23 protein-coding genes and 1 other annotated feature are annotated in these 24,059 nt (G+C 36.4%); of the genes, 3 read left to right on the top strand and 20 right to left on the bottom strand.

Going from position 1 to position 24,059, the window contains the following annotated elements; genetic code table 11:
• Nucleotides 1–26: 26 nt before the first annotated feature.
• Both KHA96_RS04385 and KHA96_RS04380 read right to left on the bottom strand, forming a co-directional pair.
• Nucleotides 27–392, bottom strand: a complete 366-nt coding sequence (locus KHA96_RS04385) for a sensory rhodopsin transducer (protein ID WP_213128052.1) — start codon at nt 390–392, stop codon at nt 27–29.
• Between the two features lie 137 nt (nt 393–529).
• Entirely contained in the window at nt 530–1,414 is an 885-nt protein-coding gene (locus tag KHA96_RS04380) for a helix-turn-helix transcriptional regulator (protein WP_213128051.1), read from the bottom strand.
• A gap of 952 nt (nt 1,415–2,366) precedes the next feature.
• On the opposite strand from KHA96_RS04380, the gene KHA96_RS04375 reads away from it, so the two are divergent.
• Nucleotides 2,367–3,197 (top strand): phytanoyl-CoA dioxygenase family protein, encoded by an 831-nt coding sequence (locus tag KHA96_RS04375; RefSeq protein ID WP_213128050.1) that lies wholly within the window; start codon nt 2,367–2,369, stop codon nt 3,195–3,197.
• A 35-nt stretch (nt 3,198–3,232) separates the two neighbouring features.
• On the opposite strand, the gene KHA96_RS04370 is transcribed toward KHA96_RS04375, so the two are convergent.
• From KHA96_RS04370 to KHA96_RS04285, 18 genes are all read right to left on the bottom strand, one after another.
• A complete protein-coding gene (locus KHA96_RS04370) occupies nt 3,233–4,069 on the bottom strand; it encodes a sugar phosphate isomerase/epimerase family protein (RefSeq protein WP_213128049.1) in 837 nt (278 codons plus the stop codon).
• A 16-nt stretch (nt 4,070–4,085) separates the two neighbouring features.
• Nucleotides 4,086–4,550, bottom strand: coding sequence for a hypothetical protein (locus KHA96_RS04365; protein ID WP_213128048.1), 465 nt, complete (start codon nt 4,548–4,550; stop codon nt 4,086–4,088).
• The gene (locus KHA96_RS04360) at nt 4,543–4,929 is read right to left on the bottom strand and encodes a hypothetical protein (RefSeq protein WP_213128047.1); all 387 of its coding nucleotides are present in this window, start codon (nt 4,927–4,929) and stop codon (nt 4,543–4,545) included. The genes KHA96_RS04365 and KHA96_RS04360 overlap by 8 nt, the downstream gene beginning before the upstream one ends.
• Nucleotides 4,926–5,939, bottom strand: coding sequence for an ABC transporter ATP-binding protein (locus KHA96_RS04355; protein ID WP_213128046.1), 1,014 nt, complete (start codon nt 5,937–5,939; stop codon nt 4,926–4,928). Before KHA96_RS04355 ends, KHA96_RS04360 begins: the two co-directional genes overlap by 4 nt.
• A 15-nt stretch (nt 5,940–5,954) precedes the next feature.
• Nucleotides 5,955–7,001, bottom strand: a complete 1,047-nt coding sequence (locus tag KHA96_RS04350) for an ABC transporter ATP-binding protein (RefSeq protein WP_349305673.1) — start codon at nt 6,999–7,001, stop codon at nt 5,955–5,957.
• 15 nt (nt 7,002–7,016) lie between these two features.
• Nucleotides 7,017–8,165 carry an ABC transporter permease gene (locus tag KHA96_RS04345; protein WP_213128044.1) on the bottom strand — a complete coding sequence of 383 codons (1,149 nt, stop codon included), beginning with the start codon at nt 8,163–8,165 and terminating at the stop codon, nt 7,017–7,019.
• On the bottom strand, nt 8,162–9,160 hold the full coding sequence (locus tag KHA96_RS04340) for an ABC transporter permease (protein WP_213128043.1): 999 nt from the start codon (nt 9,158–9,160) through the stop codon (nt 8,162–8,164). The genes KHA96_RS04345 and KHA96_RS04340 overlap by 4 nt, the downstream gene beginning before the upstream one ends.
• An 83-nt stretch (nt 9,161–9,243) precedes the next feature.
• Nucleotides 9,244–11,184 carry an ABC transporter substrate-binding protein gene (locus KHA96_RS04335; RefSeq protein ID WP_213128042.1) on the bottom strand — a complete coding sequence of 647 codons (1,941 nt, stop codon included), beginning with the start codon at nt 11,182–11,184 and terminating at the stop codon, nt 9,244–9,246.
• Between the two features lie 123 nt (nt 11,185–11,307).
• On the bottom strand, nt 11,308–12,690 hold the full coding sequence (locus KHA96_RS04330; protein WP_213128041.1) for a sulfatase family protein: 1,383 nt from the start codon (nt 12,688–12,690) through the stop codon (nt 11,308–11,310).
• A gap of 237 nt (nt 12,691–12,927) precedes the next feature.
• On the bottom strand, nt 12,928–13,788 hold the full coding sequence (locus KHA96_RS04325; RefSeq protein ID WP_213128040.1) for a dimethylarginine dimethylaminohydrolase family protein: 861 nt from the start codon (nt 13,786–13,788) through the stop codon (nt 12,928–12,930).
• Between the two features lie 256 nt (nt 13,789–14,044).
• On the bottom strand, nt 14,045–15,274 hold the full coding sequence (locus KHA96_RS04320) for an MFS transporter (RefSeq protein ID WP_213128039.1): 1,230 nt from the start codon (nt 15,272–15,274) through the stop codon (nt 14,045–14,047).
• Nucleotides 15,275–15,313: 39 nt separating this feature from the next.
• The gene (locus KHA96_RS04315) at nt 15,314–16,318 is read right to left on the bottom strand and encodes an ROK family transcriptional regulator (protein WP_213128038.1); all 1,005 of its coding nucleotides are present in this window, start codon (nt 16,316–16,318) and stop codon (nt 15,314–15,316) included.
• A gap of 140 nt (nt 16,319–16,458) precedes the next feature.
• Nucleotides 16,459–16,998, bottom strand: a complete 540-nt coding sequence (locus tag KHA96_RS04310) for a DUF1572 family protein (RefSeq protein WP_213128037.1) — start codon at nt 16,996–16,998, stop codon at nt 16,459–16,461.
• A gap of 107 nt (nt 16,999–17,105) precedes the next feature.
• Nucleotides 17,106–18,188 carry a branched-chain amino acid aminotransferase gene (locus tag KHA96_RS04305; RefSeq protein WP_481748205.1) on the bottom strand — a complete coding sequence of 361 codons (1,083 nt, stop codon included), beginning with the start codon at nt 18,186–18,188 and terminating at the stop codon, nt 17,106–17,108.
• A gap of 24 nt (nt 18,189–18,212) precedes the next feature.
• The gene (locus KHA96_RS04300; RefSeq protein WP_213128036.1) at nt 18,213–19,460 is read right to left on the bottom strand and encodes a glutamate-5-semialdehyde dehydrogenase; all 1,248 of its coding nucleotides are present in this window, start codon (nt 19,458–19,460) and stop codon (nt 18,213–18,215) included.
• Nucleotides 19,461–19,478: 18 nt separating this feature from the next.
• Complete coding sequence (gene proB / locus KHA96_RS04295) at nt 19,479–20,579, bottom strand: glutamate 5-kinase (RefSeq protein WP_213128035.1); 1,101 nt, start codon at nt 20,577–20,579, stop codon at nt 19,479–19,481.
• A gap of 60 nt (nt 20,580–20,639) precedes the next feature.
• Nucleotides 20,640–20,851 (bottom strand) — a binding site (T-box leader).
• A 44-nt stretch (nt 20,852–20,895) separates the two neighbouring features.
• Nucleotides 20,896–21,177 carry a DUF6509 family protein gene (locus KHA96_RS04290; RefSeq protein ID WP_213128034.1) on the bottom strand — a complete coding sequence of 94 codons (282 nt, stop codon included), beginning with the start codon at nt 21,175–21,177 and terminating at the stop codon, nt 20,896–20,898.
• 9 nt (nt 21,178–21,186) lie between these two features.
• Nucleotides 21,187–21,798 (bottom strand): DedA family protein, encoded by a 612-nt coding sequence (locus tag KHA96_RS04285; RefSeq protein ID WP_213128033.1) that lies wholly within the window; start codon nt 21,796–21,798, stop codon nt 21,187–21,189.
• Nucleotides 21,799–21,930: 132 nt separating this feature from the next.
• On the opposite strand from KHA96_RS04285, the gene KHA96_RS04280 reads away from it, so the two are divergent.
• Nucleotides 21,931–23,313 carry an amidase gene (locus KHA96_RS04280; protein WP_213128032.1) on the top strand — a complete coding sequence of 461 codons (1,383 nt, stop codon included), beginning with the start codon at nt 21,931–21,933 and terminating at the stop codon, nt 23,311–23,313.
• Between the two features lie 300 nt (nt 23,314–23,613).
• Nucleotides 23,614–23,994, top strand: a complete 381-nt coding sequence (locus KHA96_RS04275) for a VOC family protein (RefSeq protein ID WP_213128031.1) — start codon at nt 23,614–23,616, stop codon at nt 23,992–23,994.
• The last annotated feature ends 65 nt before the right edge of the window (nt 23,995–24,059 follow it).

The raw sequence follows: 24,059 nt of genomic DNA, 5'->3' as shown, positions 1-24,059 counted from the left end.
TTCATCCTCCAATTTAAAATTTTATATTAATTTGCTGGATAACCCATTGTTGTAAATAATGCAAGTGCTTCTTGGGAAGTATCTAATCTACTATGTTGAACAATTAATGGTACATTGCTATCAACTTTTATAGCATATGGGACGCCCCGAGGAATTTCATTTCCTTCGCGATCCTTTATTTTATCCAAGCGAATATGATGGGTCCGATTAGAACTACATTCGGAAAAAAATTGGTCCATCGGTTCACGATCTTCAAAATATAAAGTAAGACGGATTTCGGCTGGATCATTAGTCAAATTTAATACACAAACGGCTTCATGACTTATTTGATCACCTGTACTCCTTGGTTGTAAAAATCCATCAGGAATAATCCAAGTCTGTTTTCCAATCAAATATACCTCCCCCATTCCGTTTAATTTGGAAGCGTTTTCCAACATAATTAAATTTTATCTATACCCTATTAAATCATCATTGTTCATCCTGCCAATTTTTATGGTCAATACGGCCAAATAATTTTAAACCTACATTACTAAAGCACTAAACTTTGTAATTTATATTCCGTTGGCGTTAACCCGGTTATGGATTTAAAGTTTCTACAAAAGTAATGAATACTTGTATATCCAAGTTTCATAGATACTTCTTCAACCGTTTTTGCTTCAAGCAGAAATTGTTTTGCTCTCCTGATTCTTTCATTTATTAAAAATTGTTTAGGTGTATAACCTGTTGATTCTTTAAAAATCGAAGCATAGTAAGTTGGATGGTACCCGCAAATTTCAGCCAATTCTTGTATTGTCCAATTTTTTTCAGGCTGCTTTCGAATACTTTCTAAAGCAGGAGCAATTTTCCTTCTTTCTCCTAAAGATAGATTCCCATTTATATCGTTTCTAATAATTAATGTAATTAATTGAGTCAGCAATCCTCTAAGAATAAATGTGTAACCTGGTTCCTCATATCGATATTCCCTTACGATATTGGAAAACAAGCTATCAATACTTGGCATGATGAAATGATGTGGAAATATGATTTCTCGCTGCTCATCTATGCGTATTTTGTAAAGCGTCACATTCTCTGTAAGTTTGCAATCCATTATTCCATGAAGAGGGTGAATGGGTTCCGAGGATTTGCCATTCCAATCAAAATGGATACTCATGAAAGTAAATGGGTCACTTGCCGATGAAACGAGTTTGTGAGGACTATTTTCTCCGTAAAATACACATTCCCCTGCATTTAATAAAAATGTACTTTCTCCGAGTGTTAATGTCGCCTTTCCCGAGATGACAAAAATTAATTGGCAATCAGAAATGGTACGCGGTCCCCAAATTTGTCCTCCTTTCGCAGCCATTTTATTGGCAAAATTTACAGTTGGCTTTAGAGTTGAAAGTAAACCAACATTTTCTTCCTTATATGTTTTCATCATAGACTCCTATAAATTAAATAGACTCTCGGCATTCATCGAGTAAATTTAATTTTTTATTAGTAAAGTTGCCCTCTCTCTATTGAATGAGATAATAATCTACATACAATGTGAGAGCCACTCACCGCTAATTTCCGTTCCAAGCGGACGCTTTCCGAGGGGCGTGCGCTGAGCCACCTCAGTCGCATCGCGCCGTGCGGTGGCTCTACCTGTCACGCTAATCTCCCGACGGACAGGTAGAGTCGGCGTTGGGCACAGGAAGTGGCCGTCTTAGCCGACCAGGAGTCGCCGACTTCCACTCCAATCAACTAAGATATTCTTTTGCTCTTGGCAACACTCATTCTCAAATCTTTTCTTTTCATACATTTCCATGAAATTTTTAAGTTCGTTATTCATACAATGAAATTTCATTAATATTTAATTCAGAAACATTTGATTTCTCAAAAACACCACAATATTCACCAGTCAAGTAGATTCCTTCCTTATTTACTTCGAAAGAAGTGTTAATAGAACATTTATAAAAGACGAACATCGTAGAACGTTCAAACAGACGAGAAAAAATCGATTATCACTTAGAAACCTGTCGGCATCTATCTCTTCAAAAAGATGAACTGTTATACCTTAACAATCCTATTTTCTTTAAACTGGCTTTATCTTTTTAAAGGGTTAGTTGCTTTTAAAACTAAATCAACCTTGCACTATCTTGGTATGCAACAATGTAAATAAATTTGTAGCGCTTCTATGGCATGTCTTTTTTTGGAAAAGTTTTTAAAACGAATACTAAGCACCAAAAAAAGCTCAATTCCCAGAGTATATTTAAATCTTTTTAAAACGAGAAAACATCTGTGAAAAGTGCAAAAATTTTATTGAATATTCTAACGACATGAAGTTTTTCAGTTGATATGATCAACATAACGAAATACTTACTCCAAAACCGAAAGGATGAAAAAAATTGCTAAGCGCACAACAATTAAAAGAATTTGAAGAACAAGGTTTTGTCAAAGGTGATATAATCCTAAATGATGAAGAAGTAGAATTACTACGTGAGCAACTAGATTTAGTAATGGCTGGCGAATCTGTAAAAAAACCAGTGTTAAATCGTGATATGAAAGATAACTCTGAATTTGCGATGAAAATGGCCAAAAAAGATACCGTGGTCCAAATCGTAAATATGTGGATGGCTAGTGATGCGTACTTGACTCATGCTGCAAATGAAAAACTTTGCGAAGATGTTGCACAACTTTGCAACACAGATCTACTACGCATCTGGCACGATCAAGTCCAATATAAGCCTCCTGTAGTTGGTGGACCTGGCGATTGGCATCAAGATCACCCCGCATGGCCGATTATTCAGCCTGCCGACTTAGTAAGTGCTTGGGTTGCCTTAGATGATGCAACCATTGAAAATGGCTGTATGTGGATGGTTCCCGGTAGTCATAAATGGGGTGACCACCAACAATATTTAAAAAATACAGCTGACTTTAAGCCATACCATACAAACCCGGAATTATTGCCGGAAGGTGTAAATATTGATCCTGTTCCATTCGAAATTAAAAAAGGTCAAGTTGGATATCATCATTGCCTAACATGGCATGGTAGCGGTCCAAATACATCACAAAGAAAACGCAGAGCCATTGCAGTTCATTACATGCCTGGACATGTGCGTTATGAGCCAACTGGATCACATCCAATGGAACCATTTGTAACTGTCAAACCTGGTGAAATTCTAGCTGGGGATGATTTTCCGGTTGTTTATAGAAAAAATTCAGCCGTTCGTTTGTAAACTATTAAAGGGATGTCAATTTAATTGACGTCCCTTTAATGAAATTGAAACGAGGCCATCTCATCAAAGCGAATAACACGATCACGTATACTACAAAAGTTATTGATATTTACATACTCCATAATAAAAGGTACACCTTCTGTATACTTGTGATACAAATGTAAAAACAACGGCCAGTTGATATCACCATCTCCAATTGCTCGGCCATACGTATCATTAACTTTACGATCCTTCCCATGAAAATAGGCAATGTGGTTAGATAAATAGGCGAACATATCTTCCTCATTATTATTTGCGATTAAGTTAGCAGGATCTAACAATACTTTTACTCGGTTGGAACCAACTTGATCAATAAAATCTACCATTCTCTTAGCGCTTGGAATAATATCCAATACGCACGGCTCAATCGCAATTGACACATTATATTGCTCTGCTTTTTCAGATAAGCGTTTCACATTTCCAACAATTCTTTGAAAATCTACTTCGTACGTTTCTGCATTTACTCCCCTTTTTCCAGGGATAAAACCACATTCAGTCGATACATATGGAACTTTATTTAAACTTGCAATTTTGATAAGTCGCTCAAAATATGCAAGATTTTCTTCTTCTTCTTTTTTGTCTGTTTCCAATAAATTGGTGAATACCCCTATTGCCTTTACCTCAATCCCTTCATTTCGATAAGTTTCAACGATCCTAATACTTTCTTCATCTGTTAATTTGCTCATATCCGACCGACCGTTGTACACCCAATAATTCGAATCTGTCTGGGAAAAGCAAAGTTCTGTCCATTTAAAACCATTTTTTGATAAAAGCTCCGCAGTTTCTTGATTACTTAACTGTGGAAAACTTCTTGATACGACACCAACATCCATTTCTTAACCTACTTCCTTATTTTGATTTGGCAGAAATTTCACCATTCTTTTTCTTTGCTTTTATAAAGAATGAACACGAAATTAACATAACCCCGATTAAAAACTCACAAACTAATAAAAAAGTATTCGATCCTCTCCCTCTGTCCAAAATGAGCATTATACTTTCACATATAAATAGTAAGAATGATTGGGAACCTGTTATAAGCAAAAAAACTGGTAGAAACTGACCGTTTTCTTTCCCTTTGTTATAGTAATGGTAAACGATAAAAACAAACATAAGCCATAAAATTCCTAGTATTAAGAAACTGAATTGATCTGCAGCCGGCACTTTCCATTTATCAATAGAGTTGAAAAGTAAAATCGTTATGAACGTGTCCTTTAAAACAAACCAAAGAACTAAGCCAATCCCACCTGAAATAGTAGACATTAACAAAGTTAGTAAACTTAACAATAAAGTTTTACCATATTTCTGCTCAATCATTAACTTTATTCTCCCTCCATTGATGGCGCGTTTTTTCTAAATCGGAGAGAATAGAAGAACGAGTTTCCTCATCTTCTACCAAGCTTGTTTTTTGAATATAAGTAACTATTTTATTCAAATTTCTCAAATAATCTTTATGAGCAGCACCATTCAATTTATCAACTTTTTCTGCCTTCCCTTTAATCTCAAACTTCAGACGCTTTTGTTTATATTTCCGCGACCAAAGCTCAGGTACTTCCCCTCGAGTAAGCTCCTCCAAAACCATATGTTTTTCACCGATATATTTTCGAGTAAAGGCATTCATAAACCAGATCGAAGCAGCCATGATGATAAATATGGCAATGATGAACACAATTAAAAGCAATAGGATAGGGTTCATATAGCGACTGATCCTTTTAAATCTAATTCCCCTGCAAAATGACATGCAACTTGGTGGCCAGGGCTTACTTCATTAAATGTTGGCGCTTGCAGTTTACATATTTCTTGAGCGTATGGACATCTTGGATGAAAGTAACATCCAGATGGAGGATTTGCTGGATTTGCCACTTCGCCTTTTAGGATAATTCTTTCTTTTTTAAGTCTTGGATTTGGCATTGGTTTAGCAGATAACAAAGCTTCAGTATAAGGATGTTTAGGATTTGTAAATAATTCTTCAGTCGTTGCGGTCTCAACCATTTTCCCTACATACATCACTCCAACTCTGTCTGAAATATGCTGTATTACACCTAAATCATGTGAAATAAATAAATAGCTTAAATTCAATGATTTCTGAAGGTCTTCCAATAAGTTAATGATTTGTGCCTGTATGGAAACGTCCAGGGCAGAAACAGCTTCATCACAAACAAGGAATTTAGGGTTTGTAGCTAATGCACGGGCAATTCCAATTCTCTGCCTTTGACCTCCACTAAAGGCATGAGGATATCGCTCTAAATGCCGGCTATTTAAACCGACAATTTCCATTAAATGCTTAACTTTTTCTCTTAATTCATCACCTTTTGCCAACTTATTACAAATAAGCGGTTCGCCGATTATATTTAAGACCGTCATTCGTGGATTTAACGAAGAGTAAGGATCTTGGAAGATTAGCTGCATATCCCGTCTAATATCTCGCAACTTTTTATAATCCAAATCCATAACATTAACCGTTTCATTATGCCGATTTTTAAATTTCACCAAACCCTCCGTTGGTTCAATCGCTCTCAATAAGCTTTTTCCCAATGTAGATTTTCCACATCCGGATTCACCTACTAGACCAAAAGTTTCTCCTTCTTTTATATAAAATGAAACGTCATCAACTGCTTTTACCTGTCCAACCGTTCGCTTAAAAAATCCTTTTTTAATTGGGAAATATTTTTTCATCGACTGCACTTCAAGAATAATATCATCCATAATGATAGATGCCCCCTATAATTGTTCTTCTGCCAGCACGCATCTGACAAAATGGTTTTCTTTCACCTTTACAAGTGGAATATCATCAACGTTGCAGACACCATCCTTTGCAAACTTACACCTAGTGTAAAATCCGCAGCCTTTTGGGAGGTTCATAGGAATCGGCACCGTTCCTTCAATCGACTCGAGTCTTTGATTCTTTAAAGCTATCGTTGGGATTGAACGCAATAGCCCTTGGGTATATGGATGGACAGCACCAAAGAATAAAGTATCAACGTCTGTATATTCAACCACTTTTCCTAAATACATGACGGCAACATCGTCGGACATTTCAGCGATGACTCCCAAATCGTGTGTAATAAAAATGACCGCTGATCCTACTTTTTCTTTTAGATTATTTATTAAATCTAAAACTTGCGCCTGAACCGTCACATCTAATGCTGTAGTGGGTTCATCAGCAATGAGAATAGAAGGATTACAGCAAAGAGCCATCGCAATCATTGCTCTTTGTCTCATACCTCCCGACAGTTCGTGAGGGTATTGATCGATTCTCTGCTCAGGATTAGACATTCCTACACTTTTCAAAGTATCGATTGCTATTTTTCTAGCTTCCTTTTCATCCTTTGTCACATGCAGCATAATCCCTTCAATTAGTTGATTTCCTATCGTATGTATGGGAGAAAAGGCCTTCATCGGTTCCTGAAAAATCATTGAGATTTCTCCGCCTCTGATGTTCCGTACTTCATCACCTTTTGGATGAAGCTTCCCAATATCAACAATGGTGTTATCACTGCGCCGAAACTTTATTTCTCCTTCAACTCGTCCAGGGGATTCAACAATTTGCATAATTGCTTTTGCTGTAACACTTTTACCACTTCCACTTTCGCCGACTATTCCAAGTGTTTTCTTTTTCTTAATCCTTATATCTACACCATTAACAGCTTCAAGCAACCCTTCATCAAGCTTAAAATGTACCTGTAGATCTTTTGTGTCTAGAATGATCTCATTATCATCCTCTATATGGGAATCAATATTTTGGTCTTTTGCTTTAATTGTCTCCACTTTCACCATCCTCCTTTATTTATAAGGATCTGCTGCATCTCTTAAACCATCACCAAGGAAATTAAATACGAGAACTGCTACTACAATAAATGCAGCAGGCCAAAGCAGCCATGGGTGATGAGCTAAATTTTCTAATTTTTGTGACTCACCTAATAAAACTCCCCAACTCACCACTGGAGGCTGAAGTCCTAGACCTAAGAAACTCAATGATGTTTCGCCTAGAATTGTCGCCGGAATTGAAATCGTGACACTAATGATGATGTAACTTGCAAATGATGGTATTAAATGTTTTGTTATTATCCTCATATTGCTTGCTCCCGCAAGTCTTGCTGCCATTGTAAAATCTTCTTCGCGAAGTGATAAAATTTTCCCCCGGACTACGCGAGCTAAACCGGTCCAACCAATGATAGAGAATATCATAACCATTCCTAAATATATTTTGGCTGGTGACCAGTCGGATGGTAGAGCTGCCGCAAGTGCCATCCATAAAGGGATAGTCGGAATACATAATAATAAATCGATTATACGTTGAATCACTGTATCGGTGACTCCACCAAAATAACCAGAGATTCCACCTAGAATAATTCCTAGAATAACCGTCAGGATGATACCGAGAAACGCAAAGGATAAGGATATTCTGGAACCGTAAAGTGTTCGAGTAAATAAATCTCTACCTAATGAATCCGTTCCCATTATAAAAAATGGAGCATTTGGATCCTTTAATCCAATAATGTGGGTTTTTGTTTTAAACAATCCCCAAAATTTATATTCCTTTCCTTTTACAAAGAAATGAATAGGATGAGTTTTAGTCGTATCCTCTGCATATGTTCGACGGAATGTTTTTTCATCCATTTCTTGTTTCAAATCATAAACAAAAGGACGGAGGCTAAATCCTTTTTCAGGGTGAATGAAATGCAGTTTTTGAGGTGGTGCATATTTATAATCCGAAAAGCGCTCCAAAGGCAAATGTGGGCTTAAAAATTCAGAAAATGCTGCAATAATAATAAGTAGTGTCAGTACAGGCGCTGAAATAATAGCTAATTTATGCTTTTTAAATTTCCACCACATTAACTTCCATTGGGAGGCGACCTCGTAATCTTCTTCTATTTTGTTATTGTTTAGTGAAACGGCAGGGGTCGTCTTTTTATTAAAAACTAGCTTCATTCCTGAACACCCCCAAACCTAATCCTTGGATCGATCCACGCCAGCAAAATATCAGAAATTAATGTTCCAATAACAGTTAAGACGCTAAGTATGAATATAAAACTTCCAGCTAGATACATATCTTGCGTCATTAATGCATCTAACAGCATTGGTCCAGTTGTTGGTAAATTAAGTACGATGGAAACAATTGCTTCACCAGATATAATCGCAGGAAGTGTCCATCCAATGGTACTAATCAATGGATTAATTGCCATTCTTACAGGATACTTAAACAATAATTTTCCTTCTTTTAATCCTTTCGCACGTGCTGTAATGACATATTGTTTTTGCAACTCGTCCAACAGCATTCCGCGCATAACCCTTATCAAACCAGCAGTTCCAGCAGTTCCAATTATGAGAATAGGAACCCAGATTCTTTGCAGCATATCCAATAATTTGGCTATACTCCATGGTGCCGAAGCGAATTCGGGTGAAAATAATCCCGTTATGGCTACTCCAGTATTTACAAAGACCGTGTATATGACAACAAGTGCTATTAAAAAATTCGGCAAAGCAAGTCCGATAAATCCTATTAACGTAAATACGTAGTCAAGGAATGAATATTGACGAACTGCTGAATAAATCCCTATTGGAATGGCGACAATCCATGTAAAAATGAGAGTCATAATTGAGATAACAATCGTTAATCCGAGCCGTTCTCCGATAACATCAGCAACAGGTTCATTCCAAGTGAATGAACGACCAAAATCACCATGAAAGACAATATTTTTAATCCAAATAAAATATTGAACATATATCGGTTTATCTAATCCATATTGTCTTTTTAAACTTATTACTGTCCCTTCTGATACATCAGTGCCTGATAACTCTAACTGATTAATATAAGTAGTTAAATAATCGCCTGGGGGTAATTGAATGAGTGCAAAGGAGATGATACTGATGGCGATCAGCAATGGGATTAATTGTAAAAGTCTTTGCCCAATATATGTAAGCATCTTTGAATCTCCTTTATTTCATATTTTTTAAGGAAAAACTTAGGCAGTGTTTCATCATCCTACCTAAGTTTTTTGTTTATCGATTATTCTTTAAAATACATTTGTTCACCGGCAAAGTTAATGCTGATTGCGGTCCCTTTATCTGTTATATTCCCTAGCTTGGAATTGACAATTAGTGGTTGTTTTACATTTTCAATGTGTACGAAATAATAAATATTTTCTTTCATTTTATCGCGCAGCGTATCCATGATTTGTACGGCCTCTTCTGGCGGGCTAACATTCATTTTATTCATTAATTGATAGAATTCTTTAACATCCTCTGGCGGCTCTTCACCTTTTTCTCCACCTGAATTCCACCATGTATTCCAAAGATTTCCCCAGAAGCCCTGTCCCCAGTCTTGCATGTAATACAAAGGCGTATGCGTCCAAATGATCGTTGCCTGAAGCTCGTTCGCAGAATTTCTTGTTCCCCATAATGCTGAATCCAAGGTTTTAACTGTTACATGGATGCCAATTTCCTTCCACATTTCTGTAAGCAATTCAGCTAATGGAACAATATCTGGTGCTGCTGCTTGGACTTCGAACGGAATCGTAAATCGCTTTCCGTCGGGCCCTTTCCGGAAGCCGTCGGAACCTTTGTCCATCCCCATCTCATCTAATAAAGCATTCGCTTTATCTAAATCGAATGTACTATCGATAACGGTGGATGGTTCTGCAAAGCCATAATAGAGTGTGTCAATAATCTCATCACGGTCAATTGCATAGTTTAATGCTTTTCTAAAGCGCACATCTCTGACTACTTTACGCCAATTTTCATTATCATAAGTTAAATTAAACATGACATCAGTTGGAGTTAAATGCATATTTGCAAGTAATGCTTCATATCCACCTTTTTCCGCGTTTTCTCGATAGACAGGCATTTTTGATAAAGCTGTTGCTTCACGGTTGAAATCAACTTCCCCTGCAATCGTTTTCAAACCTGTCATTTCGATGTCTTGAACGATGGCACTTTTAACCATGTCGATGTAAGGTAACTGATTACCCGCTGTATCAACTTTAAAATAATAAGGATTTCTTTCATAAATACCAAATGTTTTCGTCATTTCTTTGAGTTTCCATGGATATAAAACCGGAAAACCTACCGCGTTCGGGTGACTCATTTCTCTTTCAGTAATGTCCATATAGTTAAATAGATTTACCCAACTCACTTCTTGATCTTCTTCAAATTTATGCTCGGCAATTAATTTCTTCAGATCAGCTTCATCCGCGTATTCCTTATGGAATTGCTTAAGATAATGAGCTGGTTTTAGAAGATCTGCGTAACCTCTCCAGTTTTGAATAGCAAGACTGATAGGGAAACCACCATTAGGTTCGTCAAAGGAAATCTTAAATGTGTAATCATCTACAATTTCCAGCTTTAATGGGCTTCCTTCAACATTTCCACCAGAATGAAGCCAGGCAGGTAAAATTGGCACTAATTCCTTATTGAGCTGGAAATCTTCAATTGCAAATCTTACATCCTCTGTCGTGACTGGCTCGCCATCAGACCATTTAAGCCCTTCCCTTAAATAAAACGTAAATTCCTTTTCATCATCTGATACTTCATAATCTTTTAAAACGTTTCCTGTTACTTCTTCACCTAGAATCCCCGGAGTGTTTAACAATGGTTCATTGCTCATAACAAAAAAGTCCGGATCCCATGTAGGAGATTGAGCTACTGTATTCAAAGTGCCTCCATATTTCCCAATTTCAAATTGAAGATATTCAGGCGGCATCTCGTTCGGAATTTTAGGTTCTTTCGGCAGTCTCTCCTTCACATCTGGCAAATCCATTTCATCTAGCATAGGCGATTGCTTAAACTCAGTAATATCTGAAACATCTACTTCTGGCTGCGTTTTATCGTCGCCATCAGGGCTTTCTTTTTGCGGCTCGTTTGATGTTTGATTACTTTTCGGAGAACAGCCGACGATAATTAATGAAAAGATTACAAGGAACATAAAGCACAGTTTAATGGATGACCTCATGAACTTCCCCCCTACATTTTTTTTGAACAGTTCCATTGTTTTTAATATTGAATAAATTCTTTTTACAACTCCTTTCTTTTTTTAGAATGTCCTGCATTTTCCCTTCATAGCAGTCTTTCCTATTTATGTTTTCCTTGTTGCTAAATCAATTCTTTCTCTTCTAGGATTTGCCTTCCATTCATCCCAAGTTAATCCGTACTCTTCAAGCACTTTTTCTATTCTTCGTTTAAATGGTAAGCCCTGCTTTCTTAGGACATACTCCATAGGATCTTCGGAAAATTTGATTTTATCATTCACCCAATTGGATAATTGTTTTTGAAATCTATTAGCCTGTTCTAGATGAGTTTCAATGAGATTATTCTCCTCTTTAGGATCATTATTTATGTCATAAAGCTCTGCTGGAGGTCTTGTAAAAGGACCCGAATCATACGTTTCTATATATTTGTAATTCTCTGTGCGAATCCCTCGCGATGCCTGCCATGCACATTCACTTAAATAGATTTCAGAATGGTTTTTGTCGACAATTTCGTCTATTAATGGGAAAAGACTTTTTCCATCCAAATCTGAAGGAATTTCAAGATTAAGAGCTTCAAGTAAAGTCGGCATAAGATCAGCATGTTGCACTAAACTTCTAATCCTTTTTCCAGCTGGTATAAAATTGGGCCATCTTATGATTAATGGAATATGAACAGTTTGATCATATAGACCACAATGGTCCCAATAAATATCATGCTCTGTTAAGCTTTCTCCATGATCGCCAAATAAAACAAGCATGGTCTCATCTTGAATGCCCAGCTCGATAAGATAATCATCCAAATCTTTTAATAAATCATCTAAATATCTTATTTCCGCATCATAAAGTGCGTTCACATAGTTCGTATCAGTAATTTTTCCGAGCAGGTCGTAATGGTGATATTTAAAAAATGGATAAGCAGGATGATTAAACGCTGATTCCATACTTTTATTCGTTGGGTCATATTGGTTTTTACTCGAATCATAAAATGTTGGGATGTAATCTTTAGGTGGTAAATAAGGGGTATGAGGATCCCAATAATGAAGAAATAAAAAGAAATCCTTGTCTTTATGTTCGTTAATCCATGGTTTTGCAAGGGTATTGATCGTTTGGCCATCGATCCATCTCGTTTTTCCAACCGTATTGATATAATATTGGTAGCCTCTTGCAAACCATTCCTTTAAATTGTATAAATTATCTACAGCTGCAGTTGTATATCCTGCATTTCGCAATATGGTGGGCAGCCACTTTACCTCTTTAGGCAAGTAAGTTAATGATGATCCATGTGAGACCACCCCAGTGGTTAAACCAACTTTACCGGTAAATATACTTGTATGGGCTACCTCAGTAGGAATATCTGATGCGAAAGCGCTTTCAAAAAGTACACCCTGTCCCGCTATCTTATCGATATATGGGCTCGTCGGAAGATGATAACCGTAACAGCCAAGTCTATTTGCTCTTAATGTATCTAATGAAATAAAAATTATTTTCATACTAGCCCCCAAGATATGTGATAGGAATTTACTATTTTAAGTTAAGTATCATTTTACGTTTAAAAAAGTCATAATTCATGGTCGAAATGGACATTTTGAAGGTGTATCTGGCCAAAAATTGGATATGCTTCCGATTTTCTTTATATGTGAATACTTTTTCAATGAAAATAAAAGTAAAAGTAAATGAAAAAAGGCAAAGTCAAAATGACTCTACCTATTTTAAACGATTCATATTCTTTAATTCCTCTCTCTTAATACTGGCAATGTGCAGCAGCGAAATGAGCCTCCTGATTTTATTATTTCTGAAATGTTTACTTCTATTACAGAATAACCTAACTCCTTCATTCTATTATTTACGTTCGGATTTATTGGTAAACTAAAGACTCTTTTTTGACCTATTGAAAGCACATTAGTCCCAAGTGTAAACTGTTCTTCTTCCGTTACTTCTATTAATTGAAATTGAGTCTTTAATTGATCAATTGTGTTACGATTTAGAGCTCCTGGGAAATATAATGCTTCATTTGGAGAAATAATATTAAATACGCAATCTAGATGAAGATATTTTTCATCGAATGGAATGGTAATTATTTCATATTCATGTAAAAGACTTTTCATTTGTTCAACAGCCTTAGCGTTTGTTCGACTGCTGATCCCTATATAGACGGTGTTTTTATTAACAATAACGTCTCCGCCTTCTATATATCCTTTCGTTAAGTCATAAAAAGGGATTCCTTTTTCCTTTAATAAATCCTTTAAAACCTGTTCCTCTCCTAATCTAATCTCTTTTGCCATTTCTGCTACAAATAATGTGTTTCCAATTGTAAATCCAATATCACGGGTAAAAACTTGTTCAGGATATTTTTCAGATGGAGGGATAAGAATCACTTCTATTCCCTGATTTTCCAAAACTTTAATAAAATCTTTGTGTTGCTTTGTAGCGAGCTCTGAATCAATATTTTCATTTTTATATTGCTTTTGCGTTTCATTAATCACTTCTTTTATCGCCATATATTCTGGTGGACATAAAATGACCTTATGTAATGTTTCATATTCCGAATTGCAAAAAACGTTAGACTGATTTGTAGATGCTGTAACCATGCAAAATCCTCCAATTAGTTTTATTATATGTTCTCCAGACACGTATCACATATTCCCTGTTAAGTATCTTGTCTAAACGTGAACTTAATTGAAAGGTCTTTACTGCTAAAAATATGTTGTTTCAGATTCCAATTGTCAAAGAAATCCATATTAAATTATTTGATTACCCCAACTAAAATCCAGGAATATAATAGATATACGTAATAGAAAAAAACGCTCAGCTGAATACTGAACGTTATCATTTTGCAGCATTTATTCAACTTGCCGTAGATTTTGCTGTTTTCTTAATAGAAAGTGGGTCTTTTCTTAATAGATTATTTAACTTTTCAGACCCTAGAAGCATTGCTAGAGCATAGATAACAATAAATAATGGGAGAAGCTTTATCGTGAATTGAGATGCAATAAAGCCAAACAGAGGTGGCAAGAAGGTTGCACCTGTATAGGCAACAGCCATTTGATAACCCATAATGGTTTGAGAATGTTCTTTACCAAAACGTGCGGGTGTTTCGTGCAACATACTTGGAAAAATAGGTGCTAATCCTAGACCAACTAAAATAAATCCTACTAATGAGAATCCGGAAGCAAGTGGCAAGATAAGACATAAAGCTCCAACTAAAGCAATCACTTGCCCAGCTCTGATTAACGTTTTATTGTTTACTTTTAATGTAATAAAACCTGTAATCAATCTTCCTACAGTAATTCCACCGTAATATAAAGAAACCCATCTAGCAGCAGTTTCGACAGGCAAATCCTTAACATTTACCAAGAAGCTGCTTCCCCAAAGTCCCATAGTTGATTCCGCACCACAGTAGAATAAAAATGCAATAAGTGCTAACTTAACTCCTCTGATTTTCAATGGCTTCGTATTTTTAGTATTTTCCTCAGCGTTAGCATTCGAATTATCAAGTTCTTCATTTAAATCATTTTTGCTTTGATTTCCAACCTTATTCCATAAAGGCAAGCTAAAAAAAAGAATGATGACGAGAGCAAACTGTATTCCAGCAATCGCAAAATATCCACTTCTCCAAGCATTTTGCCCTGTAATAAACTGTGCCATAATGATAGGACCAAGAGTGGCGCCCACTCCCCAAAAACAATGCAGCCAGCTCATATGATGGGCTTTGTAATGTGTAGCCACATAATTATTTAATGCTGCATCAACAGAACCTGCACCTAATCCAAGCGGGATCGCGAAAATAACTAACCAAATTAGAGTTGGAGCATATGAAAATCCAAGTAAAGCAGCTGCTGTCATCAATACACTAATAAATGTAACTTTACCTGTTCCGAGTTTTCCTATGACAATGCCACTGGCGAGGCTGGAAATAATTGTGCCTCCAGCTATGACCATGAATAGCAGTCCTGCCGTGTCAAGCCTTGCCCCCAATTCAGGCTGCATTGCTGGCCAAGCTACACCTAATAAAGAGTCCGGCAAACCTAAGCTAATAAATGCTAAATAAATAAGTATTAAAAAGAATGTCGCCAATTTTGTATCCACCTTTTATTATGTAATCAATTACTTTTTCTATTTATTCGAGATCATTAAATCAAGTCCGAGACTTTGTAATCCGTGCAAATAGTCGTGTTTCCAATTACTCATCGTAATTTCCGGAAGATGCTCTTTAGGTATATATTGCGAGCTTGATAGGATCATTTTTTCTAATATATATTCAGTTACTTCATCATTACAAAAAATAAAAGTATGCGGGTTGATGATGGCTGTAAATGAAGCAATTAATCTAGCTACTGCATCTATCTCTTCCTCACGAAATGATTTACTTTTATTTCCGATTGCTTGGAGAAAATTACGCTCATCGTATAAAGGAACAAATGAAACTTCTCCTGAGAAAAAAGTACTTCCTCTTACAACTTCTCCATTAATCATGATTCCTGAACCTGGCCCATTTTGTCCAGAACTTAAATAGATCAATGATTGATTTTCTTTATTTCCTTTATATTTGTAATATCCTAGTACTGCCGCGTTCATATCGTTTTCCACAACAACTGGGATAGAAAAATACTCCTCGTAATATTTTTTCAAATCAACATCTTGGAAATTTTCGTAATCAGGTATGAAAAATACCCGGCCATTATCAACAGACCCGGGAACTCCTATGGCAATAGAACTAATCTTTGGATACTTCTTTAATATCGATTCTATTAAGCTTGTAAGTTTTTGCTTATTGTCAACACTATTCGTTGTATTCTGTTCTTTTACTTCACCTAAACAATTAAAAATAGTGAAATTCGTCTCCGTTCTTTCTAAAAAGATGGCTAAACCTAACATATGCTCAGGGTTGTAAGCATATCGTTTTGCTCTTCTTCCCCCAGTAGAATCATCAAGGCCAACTGAAATAAGTTCTCCGTCCTTTTCCATTTGTGAGATAAATTTACTAATGGTTGGAAAACTAATTCCTAATGCATCGCTAAGTTCAACTTTTGTTGCACTTCCATTTTCTAAAAGGGTTGAGCGAATTCTTTGATGAATAATCCTTTTCATTGTTTTTGGTGTAACGTTATTGTCACTCAAGATAAATCACCTCATACTTATTAAACTTCTTTAATAAGTGATGTCGATAATATATCATAGTCTTTTTTTGCATGCAATAGATAAATAGAAAACGCTCAGACTTTCTTCTGAACGTTTTCAGGTTGAAGATTCAATGCCTTCTATTTAGGCTGATGTTTCTTTAACATTTCTTGTAAAAATTCATTTGACTTTCCTTTCGGAATACTTAAACTCTCCCAATTTTCACCTTTTATTTGTTTCCCGATGTAAACAATCTGCCCAATATGATATGAATAATGAGCTACCTGTCTTTCGATTGCATCGATTACCAAATGCTTCTCGCCACGAATATAAACATCTTTCAACAGATCAACTTCTTTTAAACTTTCTAGGGTGTCAAAAAGAGTATTCCAACCCTTTTCCCAAACCTCCATTATTTCGTTTTTAGAAGATAGATCATCCGAAAATTCTTGTTCCCGATTCCTATAAGGTTTTTCCCCGTCAGAATGTAAAAAGTCACTCCATCTCGAAATCATATTTCCACTTAAATGCTTCACAATAATGGCAATACTATTCGAATCATCATTTAATCTCCAATGAATATCGTCTTCTGATAATTGTTTAATTGTCTTATCTCCGAGGGATTTAACATTTTTCAACCTTTCGATTACGATTCTTAAATATTCAGCTTGGAAACTCATTGAACTCCCCCATTCTTTTATTGATAAGTTACGAAGGATGAAAAAGGAATGAAAATCATTTCTTATGTGATTTTCATCCCTAATAATAAGTCAACTCTTTATTTATGTTACTCCACTTTCACTCTCCACCCAAACGGATCTTCTTCCGTTCCTGTTTGAATGCCGGTTAATGAATCATATATTTTTTTTGATACATTGCCTGTTTGACCTTCATTAATAATGATTTTTTCACCTTGCCAAAATAACTCGCCGATTGGTGAAATAACCGCAGCTGTTCCAGTTCCGAATGCTTCTTCTAATTCTCCGGTATGATAGGCCTGGAAAATTTCATCGATGGAGATTTTTCTTTCGACGACTGGAATATCCCAATAATGTAAAAGCTCAAGGACTGATTTTCTTGTAATCCCTTCTAAAATGCTGCCATTTAACTCTGGAGTAACAACTTCTCCATTAATTTTAAAGAACACGTTCATACTGCCCACTTCTTCAATATATTTATGTTCTCTGCCATCCAACCAAAGTACTTGTGAAAAGCCTTCCGCCTCTGCTTCTTCCTGCGCTTTTAAGGAGGAAGCATAGTTTCCAGCTGTTTTAGCATTTCCGGTCCCACCTTTTACTGCGCGGACAAACTCACTTTCTACTGCTATTTTAACAGGATTGATTCCTTCCTTATAATAAGCCCCAACAGGTGACAATATGATCATAAATTTATACGTATCTGAAGGAGAGACTCCTAAATAAGGCTCATCAGCAAAAATAAATGGACGAACGTAGAGAGACGTGCCTTCTATATTCGGAACCCAATCTTTATCAATCGAAATTAACTTTTTCAAAGCAAATAAAGCAAATTCTTCATCGATTTCAGGAATACATAGTCTTTTGTTAGAGCGATTCAATCGTTTCATATTCTCATCCGGTCTAAATAAGGCGACTTCATCTTCTTTCGTTTTATATGCTTTAAGACCTTCAAAAACGGTTTGCCCGTAATGGAAAATAATCGCTGCTGGCTCCAATGAAATGGGCTGATAGGGAATAATCCTTGCATCATGCCAACCTGTTCCTTTCGTATAATCCATTACAAACATATGGTCCGTAAAAACGGTACCGAAGGAAAGCTGGTTAAATGCAGGCTTCTCTTTTTTCGTTGTGCTTAGCTGTACATCAATTTGATAATCTTTCAAAAATGCCATCTCCCTTTATGTCTTTCCTCTTAATTATATACGCACTTGCCCATTCCCATAAATAAAAAATTTGCTTGAAGTTAGGGCTTGTAATCCCATTGGTCCTCTAGCATGAAGCTTTTGCGTGCTAATGCCAATTTCAGCCCCATACCCAAATTCAAAACCGTCCGTAAACCGTGTAGATGCATTATGATATACAGCAGCAGCATCTACACTATTTAAAAAGATGGTTGCATTTTTTTCATCATCCGTAATAATCGATTCAGAATGTTGGGTTCCATATTTATTAATATGATTAATTGCCTCTTCTAAAGAAGATACAACTTTTACACTTACAGTTAATCCTAAATATTCTGTTTCCCAATCTATCTCAGTAGCCAATTTTGCAGAAGGTAATACTTGTAAAACTTTTTCATCTCCATGGATGTCTACGCCATTCTCTTGAAGTTTCATTAAAAGATCTTTGCCACATTGGTCAAACCACTTTTCATGAATGAGAATCGTCTCAATAGCATTACATACGGACGGGCGTTGTAATTTCGCATTAAAAACAATTTCTCTAGCCATACCATCATTCGCATTTTCGTCGATAAAAATATGACAATTACCGGCGCCTGTTTCTATAACTGGAACAGTCGATTCACGAACAACCGTTTCAATTAAGTTTTTCCCCCCTCGTGGGATGAGGACATCTAAGTATTCATTCAATTGGAAAAACTCTTTTGCTGTTTCACGGCTCGTATCTTCAATAAGCTGAATCGAATCTACTGGGACAACACTTTTTTTGAGTGCAGAATGAATTGATTTGATGAGTGCCATATTTGAAAATTTCGCAGAAGAACTCCCTCTTAATATGACAGAGTTGCCAGTTTTGAGTGCAAGTGTGGCAGCATCGATTGTTACATTTGGTCTCGCTTCATAAATCATGCCAATGACACCGATCGGCACTCGTTTTTTCCTAATCAGTAAACCATTATCTTTTTCAATTGTTTCCAGCGTTTCACCAATCGGATCTTTCAGTTCAATTAGTTGATGAATGGCATGGGACATATCGTTTATCCTTTTCCCATTCAACATAATCCGATCAAGAACAGCGTCTGTTAATCCATTCTTTTTTCCTTCAACTAGATCCTTTTTATTTTCTTGAAGAATAATTGCTTCATCTTCGAGCAATTGATTAGCAATTAAAGCTAAAGCAGCATCTTTCTCTTCAGTTGATAGCGTTACGAGTGAAAAACTCGCTAATTTCGCTGCCCGCCCCTTACTTTTTATCTCACTCATTTCTACCCCTCCATTAGATTAAACTTGAACCCAACGATTTCGATGTATGACTTCTACTGATGGCGCCAGAACTTCCATTCTTTTCTCATCGTTTCTTCTTTTAATTTCTTTTTTTAATTCGTCAGAAGAATAACTGACTTCTCCTTTTCCAATTAATCCATGCATTCCATAAACCTCAACGACATCTCCTTTTTGAAAGGTGCCATTAATTTTAAAAACTCCTGCAGGCAATAAACTTCTACCGTTATAAAGAATTGCTTCTTCCGCACCTTGGTCGACGTAAATTTTACCTGTTGACTCCGAATGAAAGGCAATCCATTGCCTACTCGTATTGATAGGTGAAAAATCGGAACTTGAAATGTACGTCCCGTCGCCATTTCCTTGCATGATTTCCATCAATTTATCAGGCCCATTTCCTTTTCCAATAAAAACCGGTACCCCTAGTGAGGTCGCTGTTTTAGCCGCTAATAATTTGGACCTCATTCCACCAGTGCCTACTTTAGAACCTACTTCATTCGTTGCGGCCAGCATGTCATCTGTGATGGTATTTAAATAATCTAATTTCTTAGCTAACGGATTTTGGCGAGGATTCGAATCATATAATCCATTAATATCCGTTAATATAATGAGTTGGTCTGCATGGATAAATCCACTCACTAAAGCCGAAAGCATATCATTATCTCCAAAGGTCAATTCTTCAACGGAAACCGTGTCGTTTTCATTGATGATTGGTAAAATTCCTCGCTCAATTAATTCCATCATTGTCGCGTAAGCATTCCTGTATCTTTCTCGATTGGAAAAGTCATTTCTCGTTAAAAGAATTTGAGCGGGAACAATTTGATACGCACTAAATTTTTCAATATAAGACTGAATCAATACACTTTGGCCTACGGCGGCAGCTGCTTGTCTTCCTTTTATCGTAACGGGTCTAGATGGATATCCAAGTCTTGCAAAGCCAGCTGCAACCGCACCGGAAGAAACTAGAATCACTTCATGGCGAGCTTGACGAAGCATTGCCACTGCTTGGACATGATCATTTAGCTTTTCTTGATCAATCTCCCCTTTATCGTTTGTTAAAGAACTACTGCCAATTTTCACAACAATCCGTTGCTTCCTCATTCTTTCTATCCCCTTGTAATTTACATTATATGGAAATAAAAAAAGCCCTTCATCCTTATATATAAGGACGAAAGAGCATTTCTTCCGCGGTACCACCATAATTAGATGCAAAACATCTCACTTTTCCTCATAACGCGAGGCACACGCCTATGTTTTTCATAAGACTCTGAAGGCAGGTTCTGCAGATTGGTTGTGGCGAAATCTTTCAGCTCATAAATCTCGCTCTCTATCACATCAAGTTCTGCATACTAATCCTTCATCAACGTTCATTGATTTTATAATATTATGACGATAAAAATCAGAAAAGTCAAGGAGTTTAAATAAGATGCTGCGCACAATACTCAGCGACCATACTCTTTTCATCTTCCTCTAAAGCAAAATCAAGAATTTGATTTGTCATCTGCTCAATAAAATCATAATGTGCGATGCGTTTTTCCTCTCCAATAATCGAAAAAAGAACACGTAATTGAATTCCATGTTCGGAAAAAAGTTCATCTTCTTCAGGTACATCAAGATCGAGAAAAAATTCATATCGATCGCCTTCCAGAATCCCGGTAGGATCGAGAAGCTGCTCTACACTATGTCCTGTAATTTCCATAAATAATACCTACTTCCTTAACAATCTTTTTTTCATGAATAGTATGGCTAGTATGATGACTATTACTACTAAAACAATATATATGATATTTGAGTAAACATCCATTATTTGAACGATATCTTCCCAAGATTCTCCTACAGCAGCGCCTAAATATACTAAAATAATATTCCAAATGAAAGTTCCAACGGCTGTTAATAATAGAAATAACCCGAAATTCATATGAGCCATCCCTGCTGGGACAGAAATTAAGCTTCGAATTAAAGGTATAAACCTACAGAAAAACACTGTCCATATTCCATATTTCGCGAACCACGCATCTGCCTTTTGTAAATCATCTTTCGTCAACCTTAATATATGACCGTATTTCTGAACCAGTTTTTCAAGCCTATTAATATTAATAAGATGACCAATTCCATATAAAACAACAGCTCCAATGACTGAGCCCAAAGTAGCAAACCATACAACCCCTGAAACAGTAAGGTTGGTTTTAGTCGTCATAACACCACCAAACGTTAAGATTATTTCAGAAGGGATGGGAGGAAAAACATTTTCAATCGCGATTAAAAAGAGGATTCCGATATAGCCGAACTTTTCCATTATCTCTATGATCCATGCTTCCATTTACTCACTCCCAAATAATCATTACTTTATCATATAAACGATGTACTCATTTTATTACTAGGGTTCAAAAAAGCCAAATTAATCTTATTGTATGCTAAGGTAGAAGTAGATTAATTGGTGGAGGTTTTATAAATGGAAAACTTATCAATTCGTTCATTGAAAGAAGGCTATGAGCAAAAACATTTTTCCCCAGTAGAAGTGACTAAGATGTATTTAGATAGAATGGATCATTTACAAGATTTGAATGCATACATAACAGTAACTGAAGATGTTGCACTCCAACAAGCTGAGATCGCTGAAAAAAAATATGCTGCTAATGAAGCCTCTGGAATATTAGAAGGAATCCCGCTTTCTTTCAAGGATAATCTGTATACAAAAGGCATTCGAACAACAAGCGGTTCAAAGGTGGACGAAAACTTCATCCCAAATGAAGATGCTAGTGTCGTTCGAACTCTTCAAACACAAGGAGCTATTAATCTAGGAAAAGTAAATATGCATGAATTTGCATTTGGAATTACATCGAATAATCCATTTTATGGACCTGTTAAAAACCCATGGAATAATGAGTTCACACCAGGTGGTTCAAGTGGCGGCTCGGGTGCAGCTGTTGCCGCTTCCTTAAGTGCCGCTTCAATTGGTACTGATACGGCAGGTTCTATTCGCATTCCCGCAGCATCCTGTGGAGTCATAGGCTTAAAACCGACTCACGGTTTAGTAGATGCTTCAGGAGTAAAACATATTTCCTGGACACTTGACCATATTGGTCCTTTAACTAAAAATATGGATGATCTGGCGATTATGATGGAAGCCATCACAGGTAAAAATTTTACAGTGAACTTGAACGAGGATATTCGAGGATTACGAATTGGTATTCCAAAAAACTACTTTAATGAGGGAATTGATGAAAATACAGCGTCACTTTATAAGAAGGCTTTAAAGGATTTAGAGAGTCTTGGCGCAATCCTTATAGAAATTGATATCCCCTATACTTTGGAGGATCTTGCTCTTTCCTTTGCAATCGGATTATCAGAAGCAGGATTTGTTCATGAAGAAACTATTTTATCTTCCTTGGATTCGCTCGGTTTAGACGTAAAAGCATCTCTTGAAAATAGCCATGCGATTCCAGCACTTGACTATATAAAAGCTCTAAAAAGAAGAGCGAATCTTACTTCACAGTTCGAACAGTTATTTGAAAAAGTTCATATCATCGCTACTCCTACTATACCTATCACGCCTCAAAAAATTGGCGAGGAAATGGTAGAGATTAATGGGGTCCAAGATAGTGTATATAATACTATGATTCGGCTTCCAGCAGTATTTAATGTTACGGGACATCCTGCCTTATCGATACCATGCGGATTAGCTGAAAATGGACTTCCTGTTGGATTGCAGCTAGCTGCCGCTCACCATAATGAACGAGTTTTGATTCATACTGGTTTTGCTTATGAACAAGCATGTTTGAAATCTTTTTACGAAAAAAGAGATAGAATAGCTGAATTAGCTATCAAAAAATAATTCGAATGTTTCCGCAAATGGAAAAATAGAGTATATTACTAAATTCGATGCTCGTAACATTGAAACCACGATGCAATAGTTGGTTCCCATTTGGGGATCGGCATGCATTCACGCTAAAAACCTCCTCCTTTTTGGAGAACAATCATTGCTAAAACTGCCAGAGTTGAGACTCTAGGCAGTTTTAGCTTTTTTTGCAATACTGAAAAAAGGTAGTCTTTCTGCAATCAGTCATTATAATTGTAAATAATTACTATTCCGATGATATAATAGGTTAAACTTTATCTTAAGGAGGAACGGTAAATGATTAATCAAGTTGGTCAAATCATGTTATACGTACATAACCAAGATGAATCAGTAAAATTTTGGACGGAACAAGTAGGGTTCGTTGTCATTTCCGAAGCTGATAATGGCCAAGGGATGAAATGGGTTGAAATTGCACCTTCAAAAGACGCACAAACAAGTATCGTTCTTCACAATAAAGATTTAATTGCTAAAATGCAGCCAGAATTAAATCTTGGAACCCCTTCTGTAATGTTTTTCACAGAAGATCTAGATAATTTATATCAAAACCTTTCAGATAAAGGTATTACGGTCGGAGAAATTGTAAATATGCCATCGGGAAGAGTATTTAATTTTGCTGATCTTGAAGAAAACTATTTTGCAGTCATGGAAAGAATGTAAAACTGAAAAACAAAAATGAAAATGCAGGGTAATGGTCCCTGCATTTTTTCAGGTGTTCCGTTTTC

Source organism: Bacillus sp. FJAT-49711 (assembly GCF_018343715.1).
GTDB lineage: Bacteria > Bacillota > Bacilli > Bacillales > Bacillaceae_C > Lederbergia.
This window is presented reverse-complemented; position numbering and strand designations above follow the sequence as displayed.